The organism is Leptolyngbya sp. FACHB-261, assembly GCF_014696065.1.
Lineage (GTDB): Bacteria > Cyanobacteriota > Cyanobacteriia > FACHB-261 > FACHB-261 > FACHB-261.
The window spans coordinates 25,091-47,979 of record NZ_JACJPL010000031.1 but is presented as its reverse complement, the minus strand read 5'-3'; the positions used below and the strand labels follow the sequence as shown (position 1 = coordinate 47,979).

Here is a 22,889-nt window from a genome sequence, read left to right as displayed (position 1 = left end):
GGTTCCGCTAGTGGCTTGATGAAGATGAACAAAACTGCGGCGGACCAACTAACCTGAGCCGAATGGTCGGACCTGCCGTTCAGCATTGCCCCAATATGGCATTGACTTAAGGATCCTGAGTCGTTGGGTCAATGCGACGAAATTGGTAAGGACCTGCTTCTGCCCCCCAAACTTGCTTGCCTGTGGCATCAAAGCCTCGGTCCCATGAATCTAAGCCACTTCTAGATAACACAGCCTCAGAGGTTACGGTTGTGGCGCCTCTGTAGTTGTTAGGACAGCCATTGGCCGGGGTGCTGCCCACATAATTCTCGCCGGAGCGGCGGAGAAACACACTGCAGTTGGAACTGCCAATCTCACTCAAGTTGACCGCTCGTTCCGCCTCCGGTTTACCACACAAGCCAACCAGGGAAGTGACGTTAGTGGGCTCAAAGACTGCCGATTCAACTTGAAGACGATCAGCGCTGGGAGCAATACGCAAAAAACGCTGTCGGTAAGGTCGATCTAGAGCAAGAGATAGAGCTTGTTCTTGATAAAGAAAGGTTGCTCCAGAACTGTTAGAACGAGCAGGCATGTCTTCTACTTTGACTTGGCAAACTGTCAGCCGAACGTCTCGATAATCACGGTTTCCGAGCGCTTGGGCAGAGGAGTCCATTACCCCAATTAAGCGAGAGACAACTTCCTGTGCTTGGCTATCAATCGGTATGGCAGCCTGAGCGGTAACAGGCGCACTGATGGAAGTTTTTGCACCAATAACCAGGACGCCAGCAACCAGGATACCAGTAACCAGATTGTAACTGCTGATGATTGATGCCAGTCTGCCTCTGCTTGCCATAACTACTCCTCCCTGCATCTGAGTTGTATTTGAATAGATCTAGTTTTTGCTAAAAGTTCTAAGCAAGTGCATTTGGTGTTGAATTCAACCTATTGATTCATGCTGATTAATGAGGTATTAATGCTCGCAAATATCAAGCACATTTTTTAGTTTCTTAGAAGATCTTCAACAAATTTAAGGACTCCAGGATGAATTTCAGGTTTAGGAAGTTTCAGGCAAAGCCTGAGAACTTCGCCCAATCTTGTCGACGAGATCAGCTTGTGCAGAGCATAAAGCAATCGCGCTTGGTAGTCTGGATTAGCTAAGTTGCCAGACACTCATGCTGATCGTTCACATCCTGGTGAAAGAGCGGGTTGCCTCCGCAATAACCGAAACCGTTACCCTCACTTACGAAGAACGTTGCCGCCATCGTCAGCGGCTTGTTACTGACCAAGGACGAGAGGTGCATCTAGCTCTGCCTCGGGCTACGGTGCTTCGTCACGGAGACGCCCTAATTAGTGTCCCCGAACTGACGGTTGAGGTGGTGGCTGCACCCGAGTCGGTCATTGACATCAAAGCTTCTGATTGGCTGACTAGCGCCCGTGTTGCCCACCAACTCGGCAACTGGCATCGACCAGTGCAAATTTTGTCGGAAGGAATTCTGCGAACCCTGCGCGATGCTCCTTTGCACGACTGGCTCTCACGCTCTGGCATTCGCTTTGAGGAAGCTGAGCGACCTTTTCATCCCAACCTGCTAGGCGCTGGCCATCATCCTTAATCCGACCTAAGCAAACCGCCGAACCAAGTGGCCTGAATTTAAACTTCAATCTAAATCCAATCTAAAAAGGATCCGAGAGATACTAGGAAGGTATGCTGCTCGCTCGTTTTGAATGTCGATCTGGGAACTGGATTTCTACTCACGTCCGATACTGGACGACAACGGTAAAAAAGTATGGGAACTACTGGTTTGCACACCAGATCGCTCCCTAGAATACGCTCAACATTGTCCTGCTGGTCAGGTCAACGCGGCTTGGTTGAAAGCTCAGCTCTCTGAGTTGCTAAGCACCGCGTCTGACCCACCGCAGCGCATTCGCTACTTCCGCAAGGGCATGGCGAGTATTATCAGCCGCGCCTGCACTGACTTAGGGTTGCCGCTGGTGCCTTCGCGGCGCACCTTTGCGCTGTCGCACTGGATCCAAGAGCGCGAGCGTGAGGTTTATCCTCAGCACCCCAATTACCAACTGCCCGGTTTGCCTCCGGTTGCCATGGACCAGGCTAAACCGCAATCCCTGCCAGATGCCCTACTGGGTCAACAGTGGGCTTACGTCACCTTGCGGGCAGGTGACCTCGAAGAGTGGCCCACCGACTTTGGGGAGCAATTCGACCTGTCCCCTTTAGGGCTGGATCCTGACACCATCGTGCCCGGCATTGCCATCTTCTCGCCCCGCGCTATGGCGTTGGCAGCCTGGATGTCAGGGCTGGAACCGGCTTTTGTAGCGTTTGACGGCGGTCAGCGTCCGGGTTGGGTGCTAGAAACGGGCACTGATGAGCGCTGGCTGCTGTCTGCAGTGCGGGATGAAGGCGGCCTTGGGGAGGGCAAAGCCTTCGAAGAAGCCAAAAAACGAGCGCAAAACGTGCATTTCATCGCCGTGCAAGTTAACCCTAACCAGGAACAGCTGGCTGGCTTCTGGCTACTCCAGGAAACAGACTTATGAGTGATTCCGATTTATCTCAACGCGCTCAACAGCTACTAGAACTGGCGCGTCAGCAGGGCGCTGAGGCAGCTGAAGTTTATCTGTCTACCTCTCAGTCCCGTCCGGTCTACTTTGAAGCCAACCGCTTGAAGCAGCTAGAAAGCCTGGAGTCCGAAGGCATTGCCTTGCGCCTATGGAAGCAAGGCCGTCCAGGCTTGGCGGTTGCTTATGGGCCTGTGGAGGCTCAAACTCTAGTGGATAAAGCCCTGGCTTTGAGTGCGCTCAACGAGCCGGAAGACATCGAACTGGCTGAGGCTCGAACCGAGCGCTATCCTGACTTAGGCGAAGCTGTACCCGTAGAAACTCTGCTGGAGTGGGGGCGAGAGTCGATTGAGCGGGTGCGACAGGCCTACCCAGAGGTGGTTTGCTCCTCCCAATGGACCAGTGATCGCGAAACCACTTACCTAATCAATTCCAACGGCTTTGAAGCGGGATATGCCGATATCACGCTCAGCAGCTCGTTGGGAGTGGAGTGGGTGCGGGGTGAAGATTTTTTGGGCATCTACGATGGTCAAACGGATCGACAGCCACTCGACCCCAAAGCCCTAGCTGAATTAATCCTTCAACGCCTGCGTTGGGCCGAAGAAAACACAGCCCCTCCCCAGGGCAAAGTACCGATCCTGCTGACTTCTAAAGCCGTAGACTTACTATTTGGTACGGTTCAATCAGCAATTAACGCTAAGCAGGTCCTGCAGGGAGCTTCCCCTTGGGGAGATCGCCTGGGCGAGTTGGTGGCCTCCGAACAGCTCACTTTGAGTCAAGAGCCCCAAGCTGGCCCTTTTAGTTGCCCTTTCGATGACGAAGGGACTCCCACCCGGTCCCTTAGCTTTCTAGAGCAGGGGGTACTGCAGAACTTTTACACTGACCGCCGCACCGCAAGGGACCTCAAGCAGAGCAGCACTGGCAATGGCTTCCGACCGGGTTTAGGCAGCTATCCCACGCCAGGGCTGTTTAATCTGGTAGTGCAACCGGGCACAGGCAGCTTGGCGGAGCTGATTGCGGGTTTGGAAGATGGCCTGATCGTGGATCAAGTTCTGGGCAATGGTGCCGGAATTTCAGGAGATCTCTCACTCAACGTTGACCTGGGCTATCGCGTCAAACAGGGGCAGATTGTGGGTCGGGTTAAAGACACAATGGTCGCGGGGAATATCTACACTGCCCTCAAGCAGATCCTACGCTTGGGCGGAGATGCCGACTGGAACGGTTCTCTTTACGCGCCTTCCATGGTTGTAGGGGGTCTTTCTGTAACAGGACGTGCTTGAAGTCCTTAGATTAAGTAAATTTGCTTAGCTAAGCTGAGCAACCATAGAAAAGTTAAGTAGATACGCCTAGCCAAACTTAAGAAGTTATTAAGCAGAGATAGTCCGTTCTATCTACTCGCTAATCTGGCTAAACTACCTCCTAACTGCAGGAGACCAAGTACCTCCTAACTGCGTCCTCATCCCCCTGCCAGTCATGGCTTGGGGGATATTTCTATAAACCTTGTTTATGAAAACCTACAAATAGGCTCCTGCTTTGTATGAGTTGCCGCTTGTAACGAGTTCTGATGAGCTAGTCATTCAAGAGGAAGCTAAGGCTTGCTCGGCTCCTTGATTGCAGAGAACCCCATTCAAGAAAATATCTGCTAACCCTTCAGCCATTTCCTGCATCGCTCGGGGCGAAGTATCCCCATCCGTCAAGGTTTCATTGCTGAAGCCCGCCACGGCAAACATGCCCAGAAATACGCGAGCGACAACGCGAGGGTTCATTTTCCGATAGATGCCTCGGTCCATTGCCGTTTGGAAGAATGCCTCTGCCACATCAGTCATTTTCGAGATGACCTCCGCCTGAATGCGGTCCCGCAGATCGGGGTGGAACTGCGCTTCCATAAAACAAACCCGCATTAGATCGGCGTTATAACTCAGATTCATCATGCGTCGTCGCATGATCTGAGCCACTGCTCGATAGCTGGCAAGTTCGCTGAGTTCTGTTAGAAGGTCAGTGAGGATTTCGATCCAGCCCTGAGTGGCGACTTCGATTAATATGGCTTTCTTATTGGAGAAGTGACGGAACAAGGTTCCTTCTGCAACGCCTGCTGCCTCTGCTAAATCCCGCGTAGTTGTTGCGTCATAGCCTTTGCGGGCAAATAGACGCTGGGCCGAAGCCAGAATTTTGGTACGTGTATCTGGTTCAACGGGAGGCTTGGAGTTGAAAAGTTGCATGGAGAGCAAGATCCAATCACAGACTGCAAAACTGGCTTGATTCTTACTGAATTGCCGGGGATTGTCCACTCACAAATCTAATAAGTATTCTTAATAAACTTCGATATCTTCATGCTTTTGCACATCGCGAAATATAAGTTAAGACAATACTGCTCGAATTTCAGCTTGCTCAGGGCCTGGGTCAACTCTGCTCAGCTGTAGGTGGCCTAACTCAGGACCAGGTCTTGCCTGAAAACGGAGATCTTAAGTGGATCCGACTAAAATCAAGGTAACCAAGCATGAATCGTCACCTATGGCTGCTAACGACCCTACCCAATTTTTGCAAAAAGGCTTTCGTGTTGCCCTAGGCGGGGCAACGCTCCTACTAGAAGCGATTCAGGATCCTAGCAAACGGGAGACTAACCTCAGCAAGTTGCAGATGGAGTTTACGGAACTAGCTCAAGAACTAGAGGAAAAGGGGGCTGTAACTGAGCAGGAGGCCCGGACTTTTGTCGATGGTCTGATTGCTCAGCAGCAGGCTCAACGGACCCAAAACAACCCTTACGACCCTTCCTCAACTTCAACTGGCCCAACTGAGATTCCGATTGACTTGGACGACGGGCCATTAGGCTCAGCTACCTCCCCAGTCGATCCGAATGTCCAAGCCGATCTGCAAGAGTTGACCCGCCAGATCTCATCACTACGGACAGAATTAGAGCGGCTGCGCTCAGAGGAATCTGGCGACGGCTTATAGTTAAGCTCATTGCTAAGCCATAGGTCCGCGTGCGCATTGATATCGTGACGTTGTTTCCAGAGTTTTTCGCCTCGCCCCTAAGCAGTGGGCTAATGGGCAAAGCTCTGGAGAAAGGTATCGCTGAAGTTCAGTTCACTAACCCCCGTGACTTTGCAACCGATAAGCACCGTCGAGTAGACGATGAGCCTTACGGAGGCGGTGCTGGCATGCTGCTTAAACCGGAGCCATTGTTTGCTGCCGTAGAGTCATTGCCTTGTCTAGAGCCACGTCAGGTGATTTTACTATCGCCTCAGGGCAAACCACTAAACCAGGCATTACTCAAGGAACTGGCCAGCCAGTATGCCCAACTTGTACTGGTTTGCGGTCACTACGAAGGCGTTGATGAGCGAGTCTGCGAGCAGCTCATTACGCTGGAAGTTTCGTTGGGAGACTTTGTGCTGACCTGTGGCGAAATCCCAGCCCTCGCCTTACTGAATGGCGTGATTCGTCTGCGCCCTGGCACAGTAGGTAAGGAGGCTTCCTTAAAGGCAGAAAGCTTTGAAGAGGATCTGCTGGATTATCCGCAATACACTCGCCCAGCGGAGTTTCGAGGTTGGCGGGTTCCCGAGGTTTTACTATCTGGGCACCATGCCGAAATTGAGCGCTGGCGCAAAAAACAGCAGATCCAGCGGACGCGTGAGCGACGACCAGATCTGCTAGAGCGCTATGAACGGCTTGACGAACCAACGAACTAAAACCAGTTAGCTAAAAAGCCTCAAGCACTCGGGCCAGGTCACTTAAGCAAAAGTAAGCAAAAGTCCCAAGCCCGAACGCTACATCACGCGTTACTGGTTGCGCTATTGGCAAGCCGGACCTTTTTAGCAAGGCCAACTTTTTGCAGTAGCCAAATAGTCATCCAGGTCAGGTCAATTTCCCACCACTGTAGGCCGTGGCGGGCTGACTGTGGAAAAGCATGGTGGTTGTTGTGCCAGCCTTCACCATAGGTTAGGAGAGCCACCCACCAGCAATTGGTCGAGTGATCGCCAGATTGATGGCTTTGATAGCCGAACAAGTGAGTCGCGCTGTTCACAAACCAGGTGCAATGGAATACCAGCACCAAGCGGACAAACACGCCCCAGACCACGAAGGGCCATCCACCTAAGAGATACAGCACGGCTCCCAGAGCCACCTGAATTGGGATAAAGTACTTCTGAAAAAATTGGTACACCGGATCGTCAATAATGTCTTTGACGTACCGGGGAATATCCCCACGGCCTGGTAGCTCATAGAGCATCCAGCCCATATGGCTCCACCAAAAGCCTTGCCTGGAATCGTGCGGATCTTGAAGTTGGTCAGAATAAACGTGATGCATACGGTGTAGCCCGATCCAGTCAATGGGGCCACCCTGGCAAGCGAGAGTGCCGCAGAACACGAAGCAGTACTCTAGCCACTTGGGCGTCTGAAAGCTGCGGTGGGTCACTAGCCGGTGAAAGCCCAGCGTAATGCCCAAGCCTCCCGTTATCCAGTGCAGGAACAGTGCCAGCCCAACTGCGGGCCAGCTAAAGGCAAAGGGAGCGAACAAAGCTCCCAAGTGGATGCCAGCCATAAAGATAATGACTGGCCAGTCCAAGGTGAGTTGTTTTTGAGTAGCAGTTGTCATGCGCTGATTGTATCGGAGTATTAAGCCCTTGTATTGCCCTTTTAGCGTGAGTTAGCAGAGTTAATGATCAAAATGAATACCTCAGAGCCAGTTCAACAAGCCGAGCAAATCTTAGCGCCAGTTTTTGCAAATATCGACCGTCAAGTCAAACATCATCTCAAGCGCATCTTGACGGCTTATCGAGAACACCGCGTTGGCCCCCATCACTTCGCGGGTGTCTCCGGCTACGGCCACGATGATTTGGGGCGTCAGGTGATTGATGAAGTCTTCGCGCAAATCGTAGGCGCAGAGGCGGCGGTCGTCCGGATTCAGTTCGTCTCCGGCACCCACGCGATTGCCTGTGCCCTCTATGGGATTTTGCGTCCAGGTGATGAGTTGCTAGCGGTGGCCGGTCATCCCTATGACACTTTAGAGGAAGTGATTGGCCTGCGAGGCAGTGGCCAAGGGTCACTGCGGGAGTTGGGAGTCAGTTACCAAGAGCTAGACCTCACTCCAGAAGGCCAAGTCGACTGGCATGCGCTTGCTAGTTCGGTTACGGAACGAACGCGGATGGTTACAATCCAGCGCTCCTGTGGTTATTCCTGGCGCTCCAGCCTCTCAATTGCCGAGATCGAGAAGATCGTTCATCTGGTCAAGCAGCAGAATCCTGACACTGTTTGTTTTGTCGATAACTGCTACGGCGAATTCGTTGAGGCCCAAGAACCCACAGCCGTAGGTGCTGACTTGATGGCTGGCTCACTAATGAAAAATCCAGGCGGCACCATTGTGCCCACGGGTGGCTATCTGGCTGGACGGGCCGATTTAGTTGAGGCTGCCGCCTGTCGGCTGACCGCTCCGGGTATTGGCTCGTCCGGGGGCGCCACCTTAGACCAAAACCGGTTGCTATTGCAGGGCTTATTTCTAGCGCCCCAGATGGTTGCTGAGGCAATGAAAGGCAACCACTTAGCCGGTTACGTGTTTCGAGAGCTGGGCTACCGCGTTAATCCAGCCCCAGAAGCTCCCCGCCGAGATGTCATTCAGGCCATTGAATTAGGCAGCGCAGCGAAACTACAAGCATTTTGTCGAGCTTTGCAAGCTTGGTCTCCCATTGGCTCTTACCTCGATCCAATACCCGCCGCCATGCCCGGCTACGAAAGTGACCTGGTAATGGCAGGAGGAAGCTTCATTGATGGCAGCACTTCTGAGCTTTCGGCGGATGGGCCCTTGCGCGAACCTTACATTGTCTTTTTGCAAGGTGGTACTCACTGGACCCATGTCGCTTTAGCCTTAGAAGCGGTTGTGGCAGCAATTGGTCCCGCTTAGGAGACAGCAATGGCAATTGGCGTTGGCGTTCTTGGCACTGGCTTCGGCCAGAAGGTTCACATCCCCGGCTTTCAAGCCCATCCTGATACTCAAGTAGTCGCTGTGTTCAACCCGGACTTGAGCAAGGCACAGACAATTGCCGAGCAGTTCCAAATTCCCCATGCCTGCCAGCGGATCGAGGATTTGCTGGCGCTTCAAGAGGTGGAGGCGGTTAGCATCTCCACGCCGCCGTTTCTGCATTACAACATGGCCTGTGCAGCGATAGAGGCCAGCAAACATGTACTTTGCGAAAAGCCCATGACTCTGAGTGTCACGGAAGCGCGAGACCTCCACTACCTCGCTCAAGGACGCAACCAGATTGCCATGCTGGACTTCGAGTTTCGCTGTCATCCGCAATGGCAGTATTTTCAGGAACTGCTGCAGTCTGGTTGGATTGGGCGTAAACGGTTAATTAACATCAGCTGGCTAGTACAGAGCCGAGCTGACGCCAAGGCAGCCTGGAATTGGTATGCGCGCAAAGACCAGGGTGGCGGTGCCTTGGGCGCAATCGGCTCCCACAGTTTTGACTACATCGCCTGGTTGTTTGGTCCAGTCAAGCGCTTGTGCGCAAGTCTCTCAACTGCTGTGCCTGCGCGTCCTGACCCCAAAACGGGAGAGATGCGTCCGGTCGATGCTGATGACACAGCGACCCTGCTGCTGGAGTTAGCCGATGGCACACCCTGCACCCTCAGCCTCAGTTCTGCAACCTATGCGGGGCGCGGTCATTGGGTCGAGGTTTACGGGGAAGCAGGCAGCCTGATTTTAGGGAGCCGCAACCTCAAAGACTACGGCCACGGCTTCACGGTTTCCGCGGCTCAGGCCGGTCAAGACTTCGTCCCTTTAGAAACGCCAGACTATCTATTGCCCAAACAAACCTACCCGGATGGCAGACTGGCTCCTTTTATCGGCATCGTTGACCGTTTTGTGCAAGCTATTCGGGAGGGTAAGCCGGCGGTGCCTTCGTTCAGGGAAGGTGTTTACTCACAACTGCTAATGGATCTGACCCACCAGTCGCACGAGCAGGGGCGTTGGGTAGAGGTCCCAACGCTGGAGAATTTTCTGATTACTGGACGCTGCTAACCCTTAAGCCAAAGAAGCTCCACGTTTAGAGTGACAGTAACCTCACGGCACCACGATTAGTGATAGGTCTACTGTGTCAGGCGTAGGCTGTTCTAGCTCTGCCCGAATACCAGGACCAAAGAAGCGCTCGATCTTATCCCGGCGTTCCTGCCAACTAGCAAAGTCGATAAGAGGGGAATGTAGGCGCAACACTAAAGTATAGGCTCCCTCTACAATCGTTTCGCCCAGGTGAGTTAAAATCGGGCGTTCTTCATCCGTAGGCTCTAAACCTAAAGGTTTGAGGGACTCTTCTAAATGGGCTTCGCCATAGAGATAGCCCGTCGCCTTTTCACGCACTTTTTTCAGAGTTTCAGTTTGTTGTTTCTGGCGTAGTGCTAGTACTTCTGAGTTGGGCTGCATTAACAGTTGCACCGGCTTTGTTTCTGATGCCTTTAAGGCTGCTCCACCCAACAGAATCGGAATACCATAAAAAAATCCGATCAGGTTCAAAGTTGGATTGCCCCCAAAATAAGCCACGAAGCCCATCAGGGTCAAAATCCCGCCTACCGTCAGGCCCAACGACCCTAGTGAAACTCGACGCAACATAAGCCGCTTAACCGGTTAAGACTGTTTAGATTCTTCATAATTGCGCATTTTAGGCCGCTCTGATGACTACCTGCTGGATCTAGCTCTCAACCTGCGACCGCGGTTCTCGCTACTCTGAATTGAGTGAGGTGACCTCTAAAAACCTCTCGGTAAGCTGGAATCAGCCATTTTGCTGGGAATGCCTCTTCAATACCTGTGCCATCCTGGATGCATCCAGAGCTAACTTGTCATATCAAGTCCATGACATTCAGCTAGTTTTGGTGATAAATGGATGGTAAATGGTAGGTGCGTAAGCACTTGGCTCAGCCAATGCTGTTATTCGCTATTCCGGGCAAGTGTCTAGCTTGCCCTGGTAAGGCTTACTGCAGCTCAGTCCCCTAGGACTGTCAGCCCAGACCAAATTCACAAAATGATTGGGAAAGCGTGCATGTTTTGTGAGAAAGGCTACAATCGGAGGGCATTTGACTCCCTGAATACAGTTTCACATAGACTTGCTGGAAAGGCTGGTCACTGCGCTCCTCTCTAGCTAGACTAGTCAGTCTGGTAAACCCCGGAGTTTATTCGCGATCGCAGTTTAGACATCCCCCAGTTGCTGATAAGCATCGCCCCCATTCGATTCGACCAGTTCAACCACAAAGACGTAATTAGCAGGTAGTTTTCTCCTGTACTGCATTAAGGAGCAAGAGGAACGCGGCATGACCCAGGCCAACAACTTACTCAAGACCATCGGTAAACCTCTGGTTGCAGACCTAGAGCAACTGATTGATGAAGACGTGAGTGTTGTAATTGACGTCTCCGATGAAGGTGACGACATCAGTTCTGATTCTGATGATGATGAGGGAGGACGCTCCGGTAAAGCTCGTGCCTCCCGACGCCGGGGACCCGCGCGCAAAAAGCACTACACCGAGGACTCTATTCGTCTTTATCTCCAAGAAATTGGCCGCATTCGTCTCTTGCGGGCCGATGAGGAGATCGAACTGGCTCGTAAGATCGCTGATCTATTGGAATTAGAGCGGATTCGCGACAGTTTAATGGATCGGCTCGACCGCGAACCTCATGATGGGGAGTGGGCGAATGAAGTTGATATGCCGTTAGGTGCCTTCCGCGAACGCCTGCACAAAGGGCGTCGTGCTAAGGACAAGATGGTCCAATCCAACTTGCGATTGGTTGTCTCCATCGCCAAGAAATACATGAATCGAGGCCTTTCCTTCCAGGACCTAATTCAGGAAGGTTCTCTAGGTCTGATTCGCGCTGCTGAGAAATTCGACCACGAGAAAGGTTATAAGTTCTCAACCTACGCGACTTGGTGGATCCGTCAGGCTATTACAAGGGCAATTGCTGACCAATCGCGTACGATTCGTCTGCCAGTTCACCTGTACGAAACTATCTCCCGTATTAAGAAGACAACCAAGCTATTGTCTCAAGAGCTGGGTCGCAAACCTACGGAAGAGGAAATCGCTACCCGGATGGAGATGACCATTGAGAAGCTTCGCTTCATTGCGAAGTCTGCTCAGCTTCCCATTTCATTAGAAACTCCCATCGGTAAAGAAGAAGATTCCCGTTTGGGTGATTTCATTGAGTCTGATGGTGAAACCCCTGAGGATCAAGTTGCCAAAAACTTGCTAAGGGAAGACCTCGAAAGCGTATTAGATACCCTGAGCCCTCGGGAACGGGATGTTTTAAAGCTGCGCTACGGTCTCGATGATGGTCGGATGAAAACGCTTGAAGAAATTGGTCAGCTATTTAACGTTACGCGTGAGCGTATTCGTCAAATCGAGGCTAAGGCTCTACGCAAATTGCGACATCCCAACCGTAACAGTATCCTCAAAGAGTACATTCGTTAGTACTCCTGTTAGCTCACTATTGAGCCAAGGACAGTGGCCTTTCGCTGGCTTGTAATGCCTCTAACAGCAAACAAAGTTGTTAGAGGCATTAACTTCTAGGCCGCTTTAGTTCTGAGTTCTAAAGAATACTCGTAGCCATCAAAAAGCGGCAGGCGCTTGTCCTGCCGCAAAAACTCAGTCCTGTTGGGGCTTACATCAAACCCAGGAAATGTAAAACACCTTGGCCGGTAGCAAACTCGGTAGCCAGGGCTGCGACGAAGCCAATCATTGCCAGGCGACCATTCCAGTTCTCCGCTCCTGCGGTGAAACCCCAGTTCCAGGCATTGCGGTTTTCGGTTTCCATCGTTCAAGCCCTCTTTGTGTGCTTATGTTAAGCAGTGTAACTGATGCCTTGGGGAGCTGCAACATTGTTTTACATCTTGGGTCCGTGAGTTTAGCCCGCCTGCTCTGATCGGCTTGGAACTTGGGCAGCAGCACTCCAATACCGGCGACAACTCCACAAAAGCGCCACCCCTACAGCAACGTAGACTAGCCCCCGAATTTCGTAGCTGAGGCCTAACCTGCGCAATAGAACCCCCAGCCCCATCATTGCGGCAATCAACAATAGGGTTTTAGTGCCAAACATTTGAATGACACTTTTGAAGGGGTTGGGTTGGCTGAGTTCCTCAACTCGGTCAATGACCCGAGTGGCGGTACGATCCAGAACCAAACGCCCTTTGACCAGCCCAATGCCTAGGGCTAGGACAGCAAAGCTCAGATGTAGCGGATCGGCTAGCCCAGGATAGGAATAGCGCAGCAGAAACACACTGCCCATGGCGAGCAGCCCAGCTCCAACGACGGTCCAGATGCTGGCTGCGATCCAAAGGTGCTGGCGTCGGCTTAGCCCTGTACCAGCACTAGCAGGAGAAGCGTCAGTCATGACTCTGTAGCTCCAGATGTAGAATGCCTGTGCAAACACATCTTAAACCCAGGGGACCGGGGAAATTCTATGGTGAAATATCGCCCATTACCCGGTGGAACGCGAGGCCAGTTTAATCGAGGCAGCGCGCTCTTGCCAGCCTGGTTCTGGTTAGGATTGGCAGGTCTGCTGCTGTTATCAGTCACGCTGCATTTTTGGGACTTAGGCCGCTTTAAAGAACTCGTTTTTGATGAGGTCTACTATCCCAAATACGCCCGCAATTATTTGAAGGGCGAAAAGCTTTTTGACCCTCACCCGCCACTAGGCAAATACATCATTGCTGTGGGACTTTGGGTTGCTGATCGGTTTGGCTGGACTGGTCCAGTAACCTATCGCTGGACCGAAGCCTTCTTCGGCTCAATGCTGCCCTTAGTTGTGGCTGGACTGGCTTGGCAAATTGCTCAGCGACCCGGATTTGCCTTGTTGGCTGGCTTTTTTACCGCTGCCGATGGTTTGCTGCTAGTCGAGTCCCGATTGGGCTTGATCAATATCTTCCTGGTCTTCTTTGGCATTTTGAGTCAATGGTTCTTTCTCCTAGGGTTGAAGGTGGAGGGACGCCAACGTTGGGGCTGGTTAAGCTTGTCCGGCCTTAGCCTAGGAGCGGCCATCTCAGTCAAGTGGAATGGGCTTGGTCTTGCCCTAGCCATGCTGCTGTTGTGGTTGGTTGCTTGGGTATTGCGGCTCCTGCGTTGGGACAGAGGGCAGCGTACCACCAACCTCTCTCGTATAACCGAACTGAGCGCAGCTCAAATCCTGTTCTGCTTTCTGCTGATTCCCATTGGGCTGTATTGGCTGCAATGGATTCCACATATGCAGATCAACCCAGAGCCAGGATTATGGGGTCTTCATCGCCAGATGTTGGAATATCACCAGAGGTTGGGCGAAACGTTAGCCAATGGCAAACCAATACATCCCTATTGTTCACCCTGGTGGTCCTGGCCTCTGCTGCTACGGCCGATGAGCTACTACTACGAGACCCTCAAAGGAACTAATCCTGAGACTGTCTATGCCTTGCACGGCATGGGCAATCCAATTCTCTGGTGGCTCTCTACCTTGGCTCTGTTGGTTTTAACGGCTTCTCTGCTGAGCTGGTTCATCCATCCAGGACGGCGTCGCAAAGATGTAGAAGCGGCACCCTGGGGACCGCTTTACATCCTGCTGGGTTATGCCGCTAACTATCTACCCTGGAGTCTAGTGGGCCGTTGCACGTTTCTTTACCACTACATGTTGGCGTCGATTTTCAGCTTCCTAGCCCTAGCTTGGCTAACCGATTGGAGTTTCAGTCAGCCCCTATTTGGGTCCGGACATTATGAGGCACATCAGCAAAACCGCCGACTGCGAGGCTTGGGCCTAAGCGTTAGCCTCGCAGTCGCTCTGGGTCTGGTATTCTGGCTGCCCATCTTCATGGGTTTGCCCCTGACCTATCAGACCTTCCGCCTGCGCATGTGGTTGACGTCCTGGATTTGAAACGCGCCCCTTAACCCTGGCAGGGTTGGCGGCTCCAGGCTTCTAGGGATAGAGACCTCGATCAGCCAAGGCTTGGGCAACCCGCCCGACGCCCAAGGTGTAGGCGGCCAGACGCAGCGGCACCTGCCGTAATTTTGCCTGGTGAGTGACCTGTCGGTAAGCCTGTACCATCAGCCCCTCCATTTCCTGGTTAACCCGTTCCTCATCCCAAAATACATAGGAAAGCCCCTGGACCCATTCCAAGTAACTGACTACCACGCCACCGGCATTGGCCAGAATGTCAGGCAGTACGGTAACGCCACGAGCTTCTAAAGCTCGGTCAGCAGCCAGGGTCACCGGCCCATTAGCCGCTTCTGCAACGATAGTTGCCTGAACCCGAGCGACGTTTTCTTCGGTAATTTGGTTCTCTAGCGCTGCTGGAATCAGTACATCACAGGGCAGGGTCAGCAACTCAGCATTAGAGATGGCAATGCTACCTGGGAACCCTGCTAGGACTTGCCGGTTCTGAGCTACATAAACGTTTAAGGCTGGAATATCAAGACCAGTTTCACAAAAAATCCCGCCCCGACCATTAGACACGGCTAGAACTTTAGCGCCTGCATCATGGAGCAGTTGGGCCGCAGCACCACCAACATTGCCAAACCCCTGGATAACAACCCGCACACCGGCAAGAGACAGCCCTCGCTCTGCCAATGCTTCCCGAACTACGATCATGACCCCTCGCCCGGTAGCCAGATCACGGCCTCGGGAACCGCCAATGGACAGCGGCTTGCCCGTTACTACACCAGGTACTGCATGACCCACGTTCATGGAGTAGGTGTCCATCATCCAGGCCATTTCCCGTGACGAGGTGCCCATGTCAGGGGCAGGGATATCGACAGCCGGACCGATATCGTTAATCAGTTCGCTAGTGTAGCGGCGGGTAACCCGCTCTAGTTCGCCCACACTGTACTGATTTGGATCTAGCGCGATTCCCCCCTTAGCGCCGCCGTAGGGAATTCCTAAGAGCGCACATTTCCAGGTCATTAGCATCGCCAGCGCTGATACCTCCTGCAAGGTCACCGCAGGATGGTAGCGAGTGCCACCTTTGTAGGGGCCTAGAATATTGCAGTGTTGGACCCGATGCCCTACTAATACTCGGACTTCGCCACTGTCCAACTTCACAGGAACAGACACTGTAACGACTTTGCGTGGGCTGCTTAGGATTGCCAGTAGCCCTGAATCAAGCTGCAACTCTTTGGCGGCTTCCTCTAGATAGCTGCATGCTTGATCAAACGGGCAAATATGCGCTGGGGAGGGGGTTACCAGAGGTAGCAGCGATGGTGACATCATCGGGAGTCTCCTTGCAATTGCAGGAAGGGTATCTATGGGTAGGCTAACTCCCTTGCACAGGTTAGCCCCTGCTTTTGGTAAAACTCGTTACATTTTTTGAGCTCTGTGCTCCAAAAACTAGTGAAGAATTGTTGATAAAAGCTCACTAGTCGTGTTACATTCCTTAACAGGAAAGGCTAGATGGGTTCAGGTGGCGAGGAAAGTTGGCTCTATTTCTTGCTTTTGTGCCTGACCAGCGCCCCAGGCGTTTTTGGGTTTTCCTCCTCCCAACACAGCAAGCAATCGACCAGCCGGAGCCAGCGGCTGGTTTTTATTTAGCGCTGTACCGGACGGGCATGGTAGGGTGGTGAATGGCGTAAATGAGCAGAGAGCTTCTCTCCAGTTCTTTGCAGAGCAGAAGACTACGGCTGCTACAGTGTGAGCCATCCGTTCGCACCGCTTGCTTAAAGTTTTTGCAGTGGTTAGGGCTAGGCCAGAATCTTCACTCAGTTAAGCCCCTAGCAGCATGATTTTGGAGGCGTCAAGGCGAGGATAATAAAACTATGGCAACGTCGACTGCTCGGGCAGCGGGTGGTCCGGCGCTAAGCCTGGAAACATTACGCTTGAGTGTTGCTGCCTAAGTTTTTTAGCTTTGCCTCAAGTCCCGATTCCACACCTACCCTAGAGGTCACTTGCACATGTCTATTCGTCTTTACGTCGGCAATTTGGCTGAAGATGTTGATCGTCAAGCTCTGGAAAATTTGTTTATCCAGGAAGGCGAAAATATCTCGATTAAGCTAATTACAGATCGCAAGACCAATAAGTGCCGAGGCTTTGGCTTTGTTACCGTTAACACGGATGAACAAGCTGACCAGTTAATTGAAAAATTCAATGGCATGGTCTTTGCAGACCAAGCACTGCGGGTAGAGAAGGCTCAACCCCGTGAAAAGGGCAAAGATGAAGTGGCTCCTCCCGCGGCTGCACCTCAGGCCAGCAGTAGTGGGAGTAGTGGTGGTGGTAAGCGCAGTGGTGGCGGCAGCGCTAACAAGTCTCGCCGCTCTAGCTCTGGTACCGCTGGCACAACTTCTACCCCCTCAGAAGCCGCACAACCAGACCCCCGATGGGCGCAGGAACTGGAAAGACTCAAGCAGATGCTGGCGACCCAAACCACCAATTCCTGAGTCTGTGATTCCTCAGTTCTAGTTCAGCAAACTCTAGTTCAAAGGAAAGTTCTCTTTAAGAAAGCTGACAGCCTGCTCGGGTGTTGTCACCTCACCATCCAGTTTGGCTGCCAGCAGTGCGTCCAACATGGTCCTAAAGCTACGACCTGGTCGGTAGCCCAGTTGCTTAAGGTCATCTCCTGTTAAAGGCGGTTGAGCTAGCGACCAAGTCGTTAAATAGCACCAGAGGAAGCGACGCAAGGGAGGTCTAGACCTCGCTAGGAACAGAACTAGCGTGCCGAGATCAACCTCGCGTAGTGCAAAGACAATCTCGCTAGGACGGCTGAGCCTACCCAGGTATTGACAGAGAGTTTGCTCGGTCTGTGCCAGGTTTTCTAGCCGCTCAATACTGTCTGTGGTCAAATGTAGCTTCTGGGCTACATCGCCCCGTTGTTCTGGCTTTAGACTGGCGATTAGCAACTCTAAGATAGTTTGCAAGTGGTTCAGTCGCTGGGGCTTTGTATCGAAGCGCTTGAGCCAGCGCTCGGTGCGAGCAACTTGTTGCCAAAGGGCTGGCGTCATCTGCAACTCTGCATGGATGCATCGTAGAGCTCCTAAATTAGCGAGCAGCTTGAGGGCGGGACGCCAGTAGTCAGCCTCCAAGATGTAGTGCAGTTCACCCTTCAAGCGATCGCCACCCACAGCATCATGAAGCCCACTGTCAACGGCATGCCGGATATAGCCCTCAGTTTGGGGCTCAATCTGAAAGCCCAAGCGAACTGCGAAGCGCACAGCTCGGTATATGCGTGTGGGATCTTCGATAAAGCTGTTGGCATGGAGCACTCGAACCTGAGCGGCTTCCAAGTCGAGCATGCCACCAAAAAAGTCTAGCAACTCTCCTGCCCGTGGCCCGCTCAGGCGCACTGCTAGAGCATTGATGGTGAAATCCCGACGATATAGGTCCTGTTGGATTGAGCTAGCCTCCACTTCTGGATGCGCCGCAGGATAGGGATAGAACTCGGTACGCGCAGTGGCGATGTCAATCCAGACAGGTCCCAAAGTAGATTGTTCTGGCCAGAGCAGCGCCGCGGTCTGGAAGCGACCGTGCACTTGCAGTCTTGCCTCTGGATAGGACGCCTGTAGAACTTGGGCTAGCTCAATGCCTGCACCTTGCTGGAGGGTCCGGTGATCACCATCGACGACGAGGTCTAGGTCAATGACCATCTTTTCCTGACCCAAGAGCACATCCCGCACAGCCCCTCCGACCAGGTAAAGCTGCCAGCCCCGACTATGAGTCTGCTCTGCTGCTGCCTTGAGAATCGTCCATAGAGTTGGATCTAGTGATTGCTCTAGCTGCTTAGCCAAGGAGCGGTGAGTCAGCCCTGGAGGCAGCCCCAAGGGACGGTGAATTGCATGGAGTTGGCGCAAAACGTCGGTGCGCGTCACGATGCCGATCAGCTCAGAGCCATCCAGCACAGGCAGACGCCCAATGTCATAAGTCACCATCAGAGTCTCGATCTCGGGCAGGGGCGTGTCCGGTGTGATCGTGCGGACCTGACTGGTCATATAACCTCGCACCGGTGCATGACCAAAGCCGTGATGTAGCGCGATGTCCAGGTCTCGTCGCGAGATGACGCCCACTAGGGCACCTTGCTCATTCACCACCGAGAGGCCAGAGTGTCCGTAGCGCAATAGAACTCGTTGAGCCTCATCAATGGTGGTATCTGGACGAATCGTCCGTACCGGCGAAGACATGAGATCCTTCGCCTGAAGCGGCGGTGGAATCTGAGCCTTGAGCTGGTCGTAAACGGAGTTCAGGGTCTGTTGCGCATTGACGCCGCGAATACTAGCGGAAGCGGCTCTGGCATGGCCGCCCCCACCCAACGGCGCCAGCAATTCGTTGAGCTGAGTGATGTCTTTGCGGGCACGACCGATCAGGCTCAGTCGGTCTTCATACACTGCGCCCAAGAGCAAGGCATCCAAGTCGGCTAGTTCTTGAATCTGAGCTGCCAAACTGGACAAGCCACCAACGTAGCCCTGAGTGTGCACAAGCAACTGGGCCACGCTATAGCCATGAACCGTCTCAGGTTCCAGGGTCTCTAGAGCTTGGGTTAACAGCTCCTGCACTTGCGGCGATAAGCTCGGTTGCACGTATTCGCCAATCACCGGCAGGCTAGCGCCTTGACCCATCAACCAGACCAATGCCTGAGCATCGCGCAGGGTTGTGTGATCGAAGGTGAGCGAACCCGTGTCGACGTGAATCCCTAAGGCCATTACCGTGGCCTCATAAGGATTCAGCGTGATGTCCTGCTGCTGCAATTGCTCAGCAATCAAGGTAGAAGTGGCTCCTACCGCTTCAATGTGCAGTTCGGTCGCACCCAAATCGGACTCAGCTGCAAGGTGGTGATCGTAGACCCGAATCGGTCGTCCGCGCAGTTGATCTAGCCAAGCTGCACAGTTACCGAGACGGTCCCGTGTTTGAGCATCGACCACCACCAATTGCTGAACTTTCTCCAGATTGACGGAGCGAGCTTCGATTAGAGGATATTCGTCGCGATGAAGTGCTAGAAACTGCTGCACGCCAGGATGGGCACCCCCAGTTAGGACAATTCGGGCCCCTGGGAGCAAGCGTGCGACGCCAACCGCCGCCCCCAAAGTATCGAAGTCCGCAGTTGTGTGGCAAAGGATGAGGTCCATTAATCAAAGGGGGAGATTCCCTGGTAGCTTTATGAGGAGGGGACTGGCCCCATCAAAAGCAGCATTTCAAGGGAGAGGTTTACAATGAGCATTGTGTTTCAGCTGGCCCTGGCAGCGCTGGTTCTATTTTCCTTCGTGATGGTCGTCGCAGTGCCAGTTGCTTACGCGTCGCCCCAAAACTGGGGTCAATCCAAGAGCTTACTGCTGCTGGGCTCCGGGGTCTGGCTAGTGCTCGTGGTTGTGGTTGGTCTGTTGAACTTTTTAGTGGTTTAGAGAGATTGCATGGGGGTTTTTGAGGGGACATTCACTCAAACCGAGGACTTGCGTTTTGCCATCGTAATTGGGCGATTTAATGACCTGATCACTGGCAAGCTACTGGCAGGCACTCAAGACGCACTGAAGCGCCACGGCGTTGATGTTGATCCGTCAGGAACTCAAGTGGACTACGCTTGGGTGCCTGGCAGTTTTGAAGTGCCATTGGTGGCACGGCAATTGGCAGTTTCCGGTCGCTATGACGCGATTATCTGCCTCGGAGCTGTAATCCGAGGCGATACCCCCCATTTTGACTATGTGTCGTCTGAGGTGTCTAAAGGTATTGCTGCGATTGGTTTTCAGACTGGCGTGCCAGTTGTCTTTGGCGTTTTGACCACGGACACCATGCAGCAGGCTTTAGAACGGGCTGGCATTAAGAGCAATAAGGGCTGGGAATATGGCATGAGTGCTATCGAAATGGCAAGCCTCATGCGCAGCATCCGCACTGCCGCTAATCTACCTGGTGGCAATAGCAGTGCAGAGCGTCCGCTGCGGAGCGCTATCGGCGCTAATTTAGCCCTGGATTCGTCACCTGAAGGTTGACAAGCCTGAATTTCTCAGGCATGATGATAAAGCTCGAAAGAGCAAACGCGGGTGTGGCTCAGTGGTAGAGCATCTCCTTGCCAAGGAGAGGGTCGTGAGTTCGAATCTCATCACCCGCTTACTTCAACTTCAGTTCCAACTTCATCAGCGCTTGATTGCTGTTCGCTTCTCTGTCGAACAATGCCTACCAAGTGAATGATTGACAGGAAAACTGCAACAACGGCTAATACATAGCTGTGCAGTGCATACATGCGCTCCACTGTAGCTGTGCCAATAGCGCCCCCACCGGTCAATGTTTCTCTTAAGGTTGGACCGATGAGGGGAATAGATTGAATGGTGCTGAGTTCAATGTTGAAGCGCCAGTAGCCATCCTGGGTCCAGGGCAAAATCATCGCGGTCCAACCTAAACCAATGGCGACCAAAATGAGCAGGATGATGCTGACCCAGGAGCTGAGCCAGCTGGTCCGGAACTGCCTGCTCAAAAACATCACCACCATCTGCACTAAAGCCAGGCCGATCAGCCAGTTCCCCGCCAGGTTGTGCACAGTTTCGACTAACCAACCATAAGGAACTTGATCCGTTAGGCTTTGCAGAGAATTGAAGGCCTCGCCTGCAACCGGTTCGTAGTTGAAAGCCATCAGTACACCGCTTGACGCAGCCGCAAGCATTAGAGTCAGAATCATCAAGGCCAGGACAGTTGCCAGTCGTTGGAGTACCAGCGTGTATTGCATAAAAGCTTTGACAAGAAACTTTACACCCCAATCCTAGTCGGGCTTCCTCTAATCGGCTGGGTTTTCTGTCTTGGGAAAGAGCTTAGCGTCTGCGAGGTGGCGGCTCGGGCGGAGCCTCCGGTTCTGATTCAGACTGTCCAGATAGGGGCCGAATTACGCGGTTGATCGCCTCCTGCACAAAGGACTTCACGAACTGGTCGCGGCGGTTGAGCTGGAACTGACGTTGCACTACTTCAGTAATGCCGCCATCTCCCCAATCCTGGTCGTGACGGAAATATTCAATAAAGCTCTTACCAGCAATTCGAGTTAGGTAAGCGGCACTAACACTCTGAATCGCTGTGCCAACTAGAAAGCCAGCTACGCTCAATTGCAGGGCATCGGTAACTAGCTGAATGGCTCCCTTCACAACGCCAAGACTAGCCAGGGTTTTAGCTAAAGAGAAAGCGAGTTCCCGTCCTCGCTCCAGATTTAACTCACAGCCGTAAACCCGAGCAATTTCGACCACCATCTGCGCATTCACAGCTGCCGTAGCTAACAGGTCAATGCCGGGTAAAGGTGTTGCGCAAATCACTACAGCGCCAATCCACTGAAAGCGCTCCACTACCTTCTCCGCCTGCCTGAGGCGTTGCTCGTCAATCAGACGGCGGGCCTCCTCGCCTAAGCGCTGAGACTGTAGCAGAATATTGTCGGCGACCAGGTCTTCACCTTCAGCTCTCAGCACTGCTGCCATCCGTCGCAGCAGCGGTAGAATTTCTGGATCAGGTTGAAGGATTTCGCCAGTTTCAGTGCGAAAGGCGTTGGGGTTAGCGCAAATTGCTACGACATCTTCAGGGCTGATAAAGCGAGCGACTCGCTCTCGTAAGCGCTCCAAAATCAGTTCGCGGTCAGAGTCGGTGTAGCGGTCAATCTTATTGAGTACCAATAGCGAGCGTTTGCCGATCTCAGCTAGTGCCCGTAGGGGTGTGTATTCCGATTTTTTGAGATCATTGTCGACCACGAATAGCAGCAGATCGGCCTCGGTCGCCAGGTGACGGGCCTCCTGTTCCCGCTCAGTCCCCTCTGCTCCGGCCTCTAAGATGCCAGGACTATCAATGATCAAAATGCGACGTTCTAAACCCTTAAGTTTGAAGCGGTAGGTTTGACCGGTTTTGGTGGTTCCCATCGCGGCACCCACTTGACCCGCCATCCGGCCAATCAGGGCATTGACCAGAGAGGTTTTACCTGCCGAGCCTGTGCCAAAAACCAGAACCTGAATTTCCTTGCGGTTGAAACTCTCCTCGATGTCTTCAGAGCGTTCCAGGAGTGCCCGTCGCGACACCTCATCCTGGATCTGTGCAACTTGCTGGCGCACAGCCCGCAGCGTCTCTTCCGCGGCTTCTGCCTTAATTAACGAAACCTGGGGCTCTGGACGCCGACCTTTAGTAGGACGTTGAAATAGAAACCCATAGTAGACAAAGGCCGCAATCACCAGTGCCAGCAACATGATCAACAGCACCAACAAAATGAAGGCTAAGGGGGGTGCTGTGAATGAAACCTGGATGTAAAGCCGCCAAATAGAATTCACCAACCACAGCATCAGCCCCAAAATCAAGCTGAGACCGGCGATGAACAGCAAAAGGCGGGGCGGACGCATAGGACAGGCAGGCTGCTTATGTTGTGAGTGTAACGCCCTTACTCTGATGGTGTGCTCTGGGAATGGGTGTGAGCTTAAGCCGACGTCTA

General features: G+C 52.9%; 22 protein-coding genes and 1 tRNA gene. 13 read left to right on the top strand and 10 right to left on the bottom strand.

Annotation, left to right across the window (positions count from 1 at the left end; translation table 11 throughout):
- Window positions 1–106: 106 nt before the first annotated feature.
- Window positions 107–832 carry a chromophore lyase CpcT/CpeT gene (locus tag H6F94_RS25365; RefSeq protein WP_190805072.1) on the bottom strand — a complete coding sequence of 242 codons (726 nt, stop codon included), beginning with the start codon at window positions 830–832 and terminating at the stop codon, window positions 107–109.
- A gap of 319 nt (window positions 833–1,151) precedes the next feature.
- Between H6F94_RS25365 and H6F94_RS25360 the strand changes: the two genes are divergently transcribed.
- The 3 genes from H6F94_RS25360 to H6F94_RS25350 all read left to right on the top strand — a co-directional run bounded on the left by H6F94_RS25360 (window position 1,152) and on the right by H6F94_RS25350 (window position 3,827).
- Window positions 1,152–1,589, top strand: coding sequence for an urease accessory protein UreE (locus tag H6F94_RS25360; protein WP_190805071.1), 438 nt, complete (start codon window positions 1,152–1,154; stop codon window positions 1,587–1,589).
- Between the two features lie 112 nt (window positions 1,590–1,701).
- On the top strand, window positions 1,702–2,526 hold the full coding sequence (locus tag H6F94_RS25355) for a Tab2/Atab2 family RNA-binding protein (protein WP_190805070.1): 825 nt from the start codon (window positions 1,702–1,704) through the stop codon (window positions 2,524–2,526).
- Window positions 2,523–3,827, top strand: coding sequence for a TldD/PmbA family protein (locus H6F94_RS25350; RefSeq protein WP_190805069.1), 1,305 nt, complete (start codon window positions 2,523–2,525; stop codon window positions 3,825–3,827). The genes H6F94_RS25355 and H6F94_RS25350 overlap by 4 nt, the downstream gene beginning before the upstream one ends.
- Window positions 3,828–4,124: 297 nt before the next feature.
- Here H6F94_RS25350 and H6F94_RS25345 read toward each other — a convergent pair whose 3' ends face one another.
- Window positions 4,125–4,766: a TetR/AcrR family transcriptional regulator gene (locus H6F94_RS25345; RefSeq protein ID WP_190805068.1), complete on the bottom strand. Its 642-nt coding sequence runs from the start codon at window positions 4,764–4,766 to the stop codon at window positions 4,125–4,127.
- Between the two features lie 292 nt (window positions 4,767–5,058).
- Here H6F94_RS25345 and H6F94_RS25340 point away from each other — a divergent pair, with 292 nt between their 5' ends.
- Window positions 5,059–5,499: a hypothetical protein gene (locus tag H6F94_RS25340; protein WP_190805067.1), complete on the top strand. Its 441-nt coding sequence runs from the start codon at window positions 5,059–5,061 to the stop codon at window positions 5,497–5,499.
- A gap of 29 nt (window positions 5,500–5,528) precedes the next feature.
- Window positions 5,529–6,233, top strand: a complete 705-nt coding sequence (trmD, locus tag H6F94_RS25335) for a tRNA (guanosine(37)-N1)-methyltransferase TrmD (protein ID WP_190805066.1) — start codon at window positions 5,529–5,531, stop codon at window positions 6,231–6,233.
- An 83-nt stretch (window positions 6,234–6,316) separates the two neighbouring features.
- On the opposite strand, the gene H6F94_RS25330 is transcribed toward trmD, so the two are convergent.
- Window positions 6,317–7,138, bottom strand: a complete 822-nt coding sequence (locus H6F94_RS25330) for an acyl-CoA desaturase (protein WP_190805065.1) — start codon at window positions 7,136–7,138, stop codon at window positions 6,317–6,319.
- A gap of 72 nt (window positions 7,139–7,210) precedes the next feature.
- On the opposite strand from H6F94_RS25330, the gene H6F94_RS25325 reads away from it, so the two are divergent.
- Both H6F94_RS25325 and H6F94_RS25320 read left to right on the top strand, forming a co-directional pair.
- Window positions 7,211–8,440: a methionine gamma-lyase family protein gene (locus H6F94_RS25325; RefSeq protein WP_190805064.1), complete on the top strand. Its 1,230-nt coding sequence runs from the start codon at window positions 7,211–7,213 to the stop codon at window positions 8,438–8,440.
- Window positions 8,441–8,449: 9 nt separating this feature from the next.
- Entirely contained in the window at window positions 8,450–9,559 is a 1,110-nt protein-coding gene (locus H6F94_RS25320; protein WP_190805063.1) for a Gfo/Idh/MocA family protein, read from the top strand.
- Between the two features lie 42 nt (window positions 9,560–9,601).
- Here H6F94_RS25320 and H6F94_RS25315 read toward each other — a convergent pair whose 3' ends face one another.
- A complete protein-coding gene (locus H6F94_RS25315; RefSeq protein WP_190805062.1) occupies window positions 9,602–10,144 on the bottom strand; it encodes a DUF2854 domain-containing protein in 543 nt (180 codons plus the stop codon).
- 695 nt (window positions 10,145–10,839) lie between these two features.
- Between H6F94_RS25315 and rpoD the strand changes: the two genes are divergently transcribed.
- Window positions 10,840–11,988, top strand: coding sequence for an RNA polymerase sigma factor RpoD (gene rpoD / locus H6F94_RS25310; RefSeq protein ID WP_190805061.1), 1,149 nt, complete (start codon window positions 10,840–10,842; stop codon window positions 11,986–11,988).
- 190 nt (window positions 11,989–12,178) lie between these two features.
- Here the strand turns inward: rpoD and H6F94_RS25305 are convergent, their stop codons facing one another.
- Entirely contained in the window at window positions 12,179–12,331 is a 153-nt protein-coding gene (locus H6F94_RS25305; protein WP_190805060.1) for a CAB/ELIP/HLIP family chlorophyll-binding protein, read from the bottom strand.
- A 90-nt stretch (window positions 12,332–12,421) separates the two neighbouring features.
- Window positions 12,422–12,907 carry a hypothetical protein gene (locus tag H6F94_RS25300; RefSeq protein WP_190805059.1) on the bottom strand — a complete coding sequence of 162 codons (486 nt, stop codon included), beginning with the start codon at window positions 12,905–12,907 and terminating at the stop codon, window positions 12,422–12,424.
- A gap of 69 nt (window positions 12,908–12,976) precedes the next feature.
- Between H6F94_RS25300 and H6F94_RS25295 the strand changes: the two genes are divergently transcribed.
- Window positions 12,977–14,413, top strand: coding sequence for a phospholipid carrier-dependent glycosyltransferase (locus H6F94_RS25295; protein ID WP_190805058.1), 1,437 nt, complete (start codon window positions 12,977–12,979; stop codon window positions 14,411–14,413).
- A gap of 42 nt (window positions 14,414–14,455) precedes the next feature.
- On the opposite strand, the gene H6F94_RS25290 is transcribed toward H6F94_RS25295, so the two are convergent.
- Window positions 14,456–15,745: a Glu/Leu/Phe/Val family dehydrogenase gene (locus H6F94_RS25290; RefSeq protein WP_190805057.1), complete on the bottom strand. Its 1,290-nt coding sequence runs from the start codon at window positions 15,743–15,745 to the stop codon at window positions 14,456–14,458.
- A 677-nt stretch (window positions 15,746–16,422) separates the two neighbouring features.
- Here H6F94_RS25290 and H6F94_RS25285 point away from each other — a divergent pair.
- A complete protein-coding gene (locus tag H6F94_RS25285; protein ID WP_190805056.1) occupies window positions 16,423–16,905 on the top strand; it encodes an RNA recognition motif domain-containing protein in 483 nt (160 codons plus the stop codon).
- A gap of 33 nt (window positions 16,906–16,938) precedes the next feature.
- Here H6F94_RS25285 and H6F94_RS25280 read toward each other — a convergent pair whose 3' ends face one another.
- Window positions 16,939–19,581 carry a CBS domain-containing protein gene (locus tag H6F94_RS25280; RefSeq protein ID WP_190805055.1) on the bottom strand — a complete coding sequence of 881 codons (2,643 nt, stop codon included), beginning with the start codon at window positions 19,579–19,581 and terminating at the stop codon, window positions 16,939–16,941.
- An 84-nt stretch (window positions 19,582–19,665) separates the two neighbouring features.
- On the opposite strand from H6F94_RS25280, the gene psbZ reads away from it, so the two are divergent.
- The 3 genes from psbZ (at window position 19,666) to H6F94_RS25265 (ending at window position 20,555) form a co-directional block, all read left to right on the top strand.
- Window positions 19,666–19,854, top strand: coding sequence for a photosystem II reaction center protein PsbZ (gene psbZ, locus H6F94_RS25275; protein WP_190805054.1), 189 nt, complete (start codon window positions 19,666–19,668; stop codon window positions 19,852–19,854).
- A 9-nt stretch (window positions 19,855–19,863) separates the two neighbouring features.
- A complete protein-coding gene (gene ribH, locus H6F94_RS25270; protein ID WP_190805053.1) occupies window positions 19,864–20,436 on the top strand; it encodes a 6,7-dimethyl-8-ribityllumazine synthase in 573 nt (190 codons plus the stop codon).
- A 47-nt stretch (window positions 20,437–20,483) separates the two neighbouring features.
- Window positions 20,484–20,555, top strand: a tRNA-Gly gene (locus H6F94_RS25265).
- Here H6F94_RS25265 and H6F94_RS25260 read toward each other — a convergent pair.
- Window positions 20,547–21,167 carry a cytochrome b N-terminal domain-containing protein gene (locus tag H6F94_RS25260; RefSeq protein ID WP_190805052.1) on the bottom strand — a complete coding sequence of 207 codons (621 nt, stop codon included), beginning with the start codon at window positions 21,165–21,167 and terminating at the stop codon, window positions 20,547–20,549. The two genes, H6F94_RS25265 and H6F94_RS25260, sit on opposite strands and share 9 nt — an antisense overlap.
- An 82-nt stretch (window positions 21,168–21,249) precedes the next feature.
- Complete coding sequence (locus H6F94_RS25255; RefSeq protein WP_190805051.1) at window positions 21,250–22,800, bottom strand: YcjF family protein; 1,551 nt, start codon at window positions 22,798–22,800, stop codon at window positions 21,250–21,252.
- Window positions 22,801–22,889: the final 89 nt, after the last annotated feature.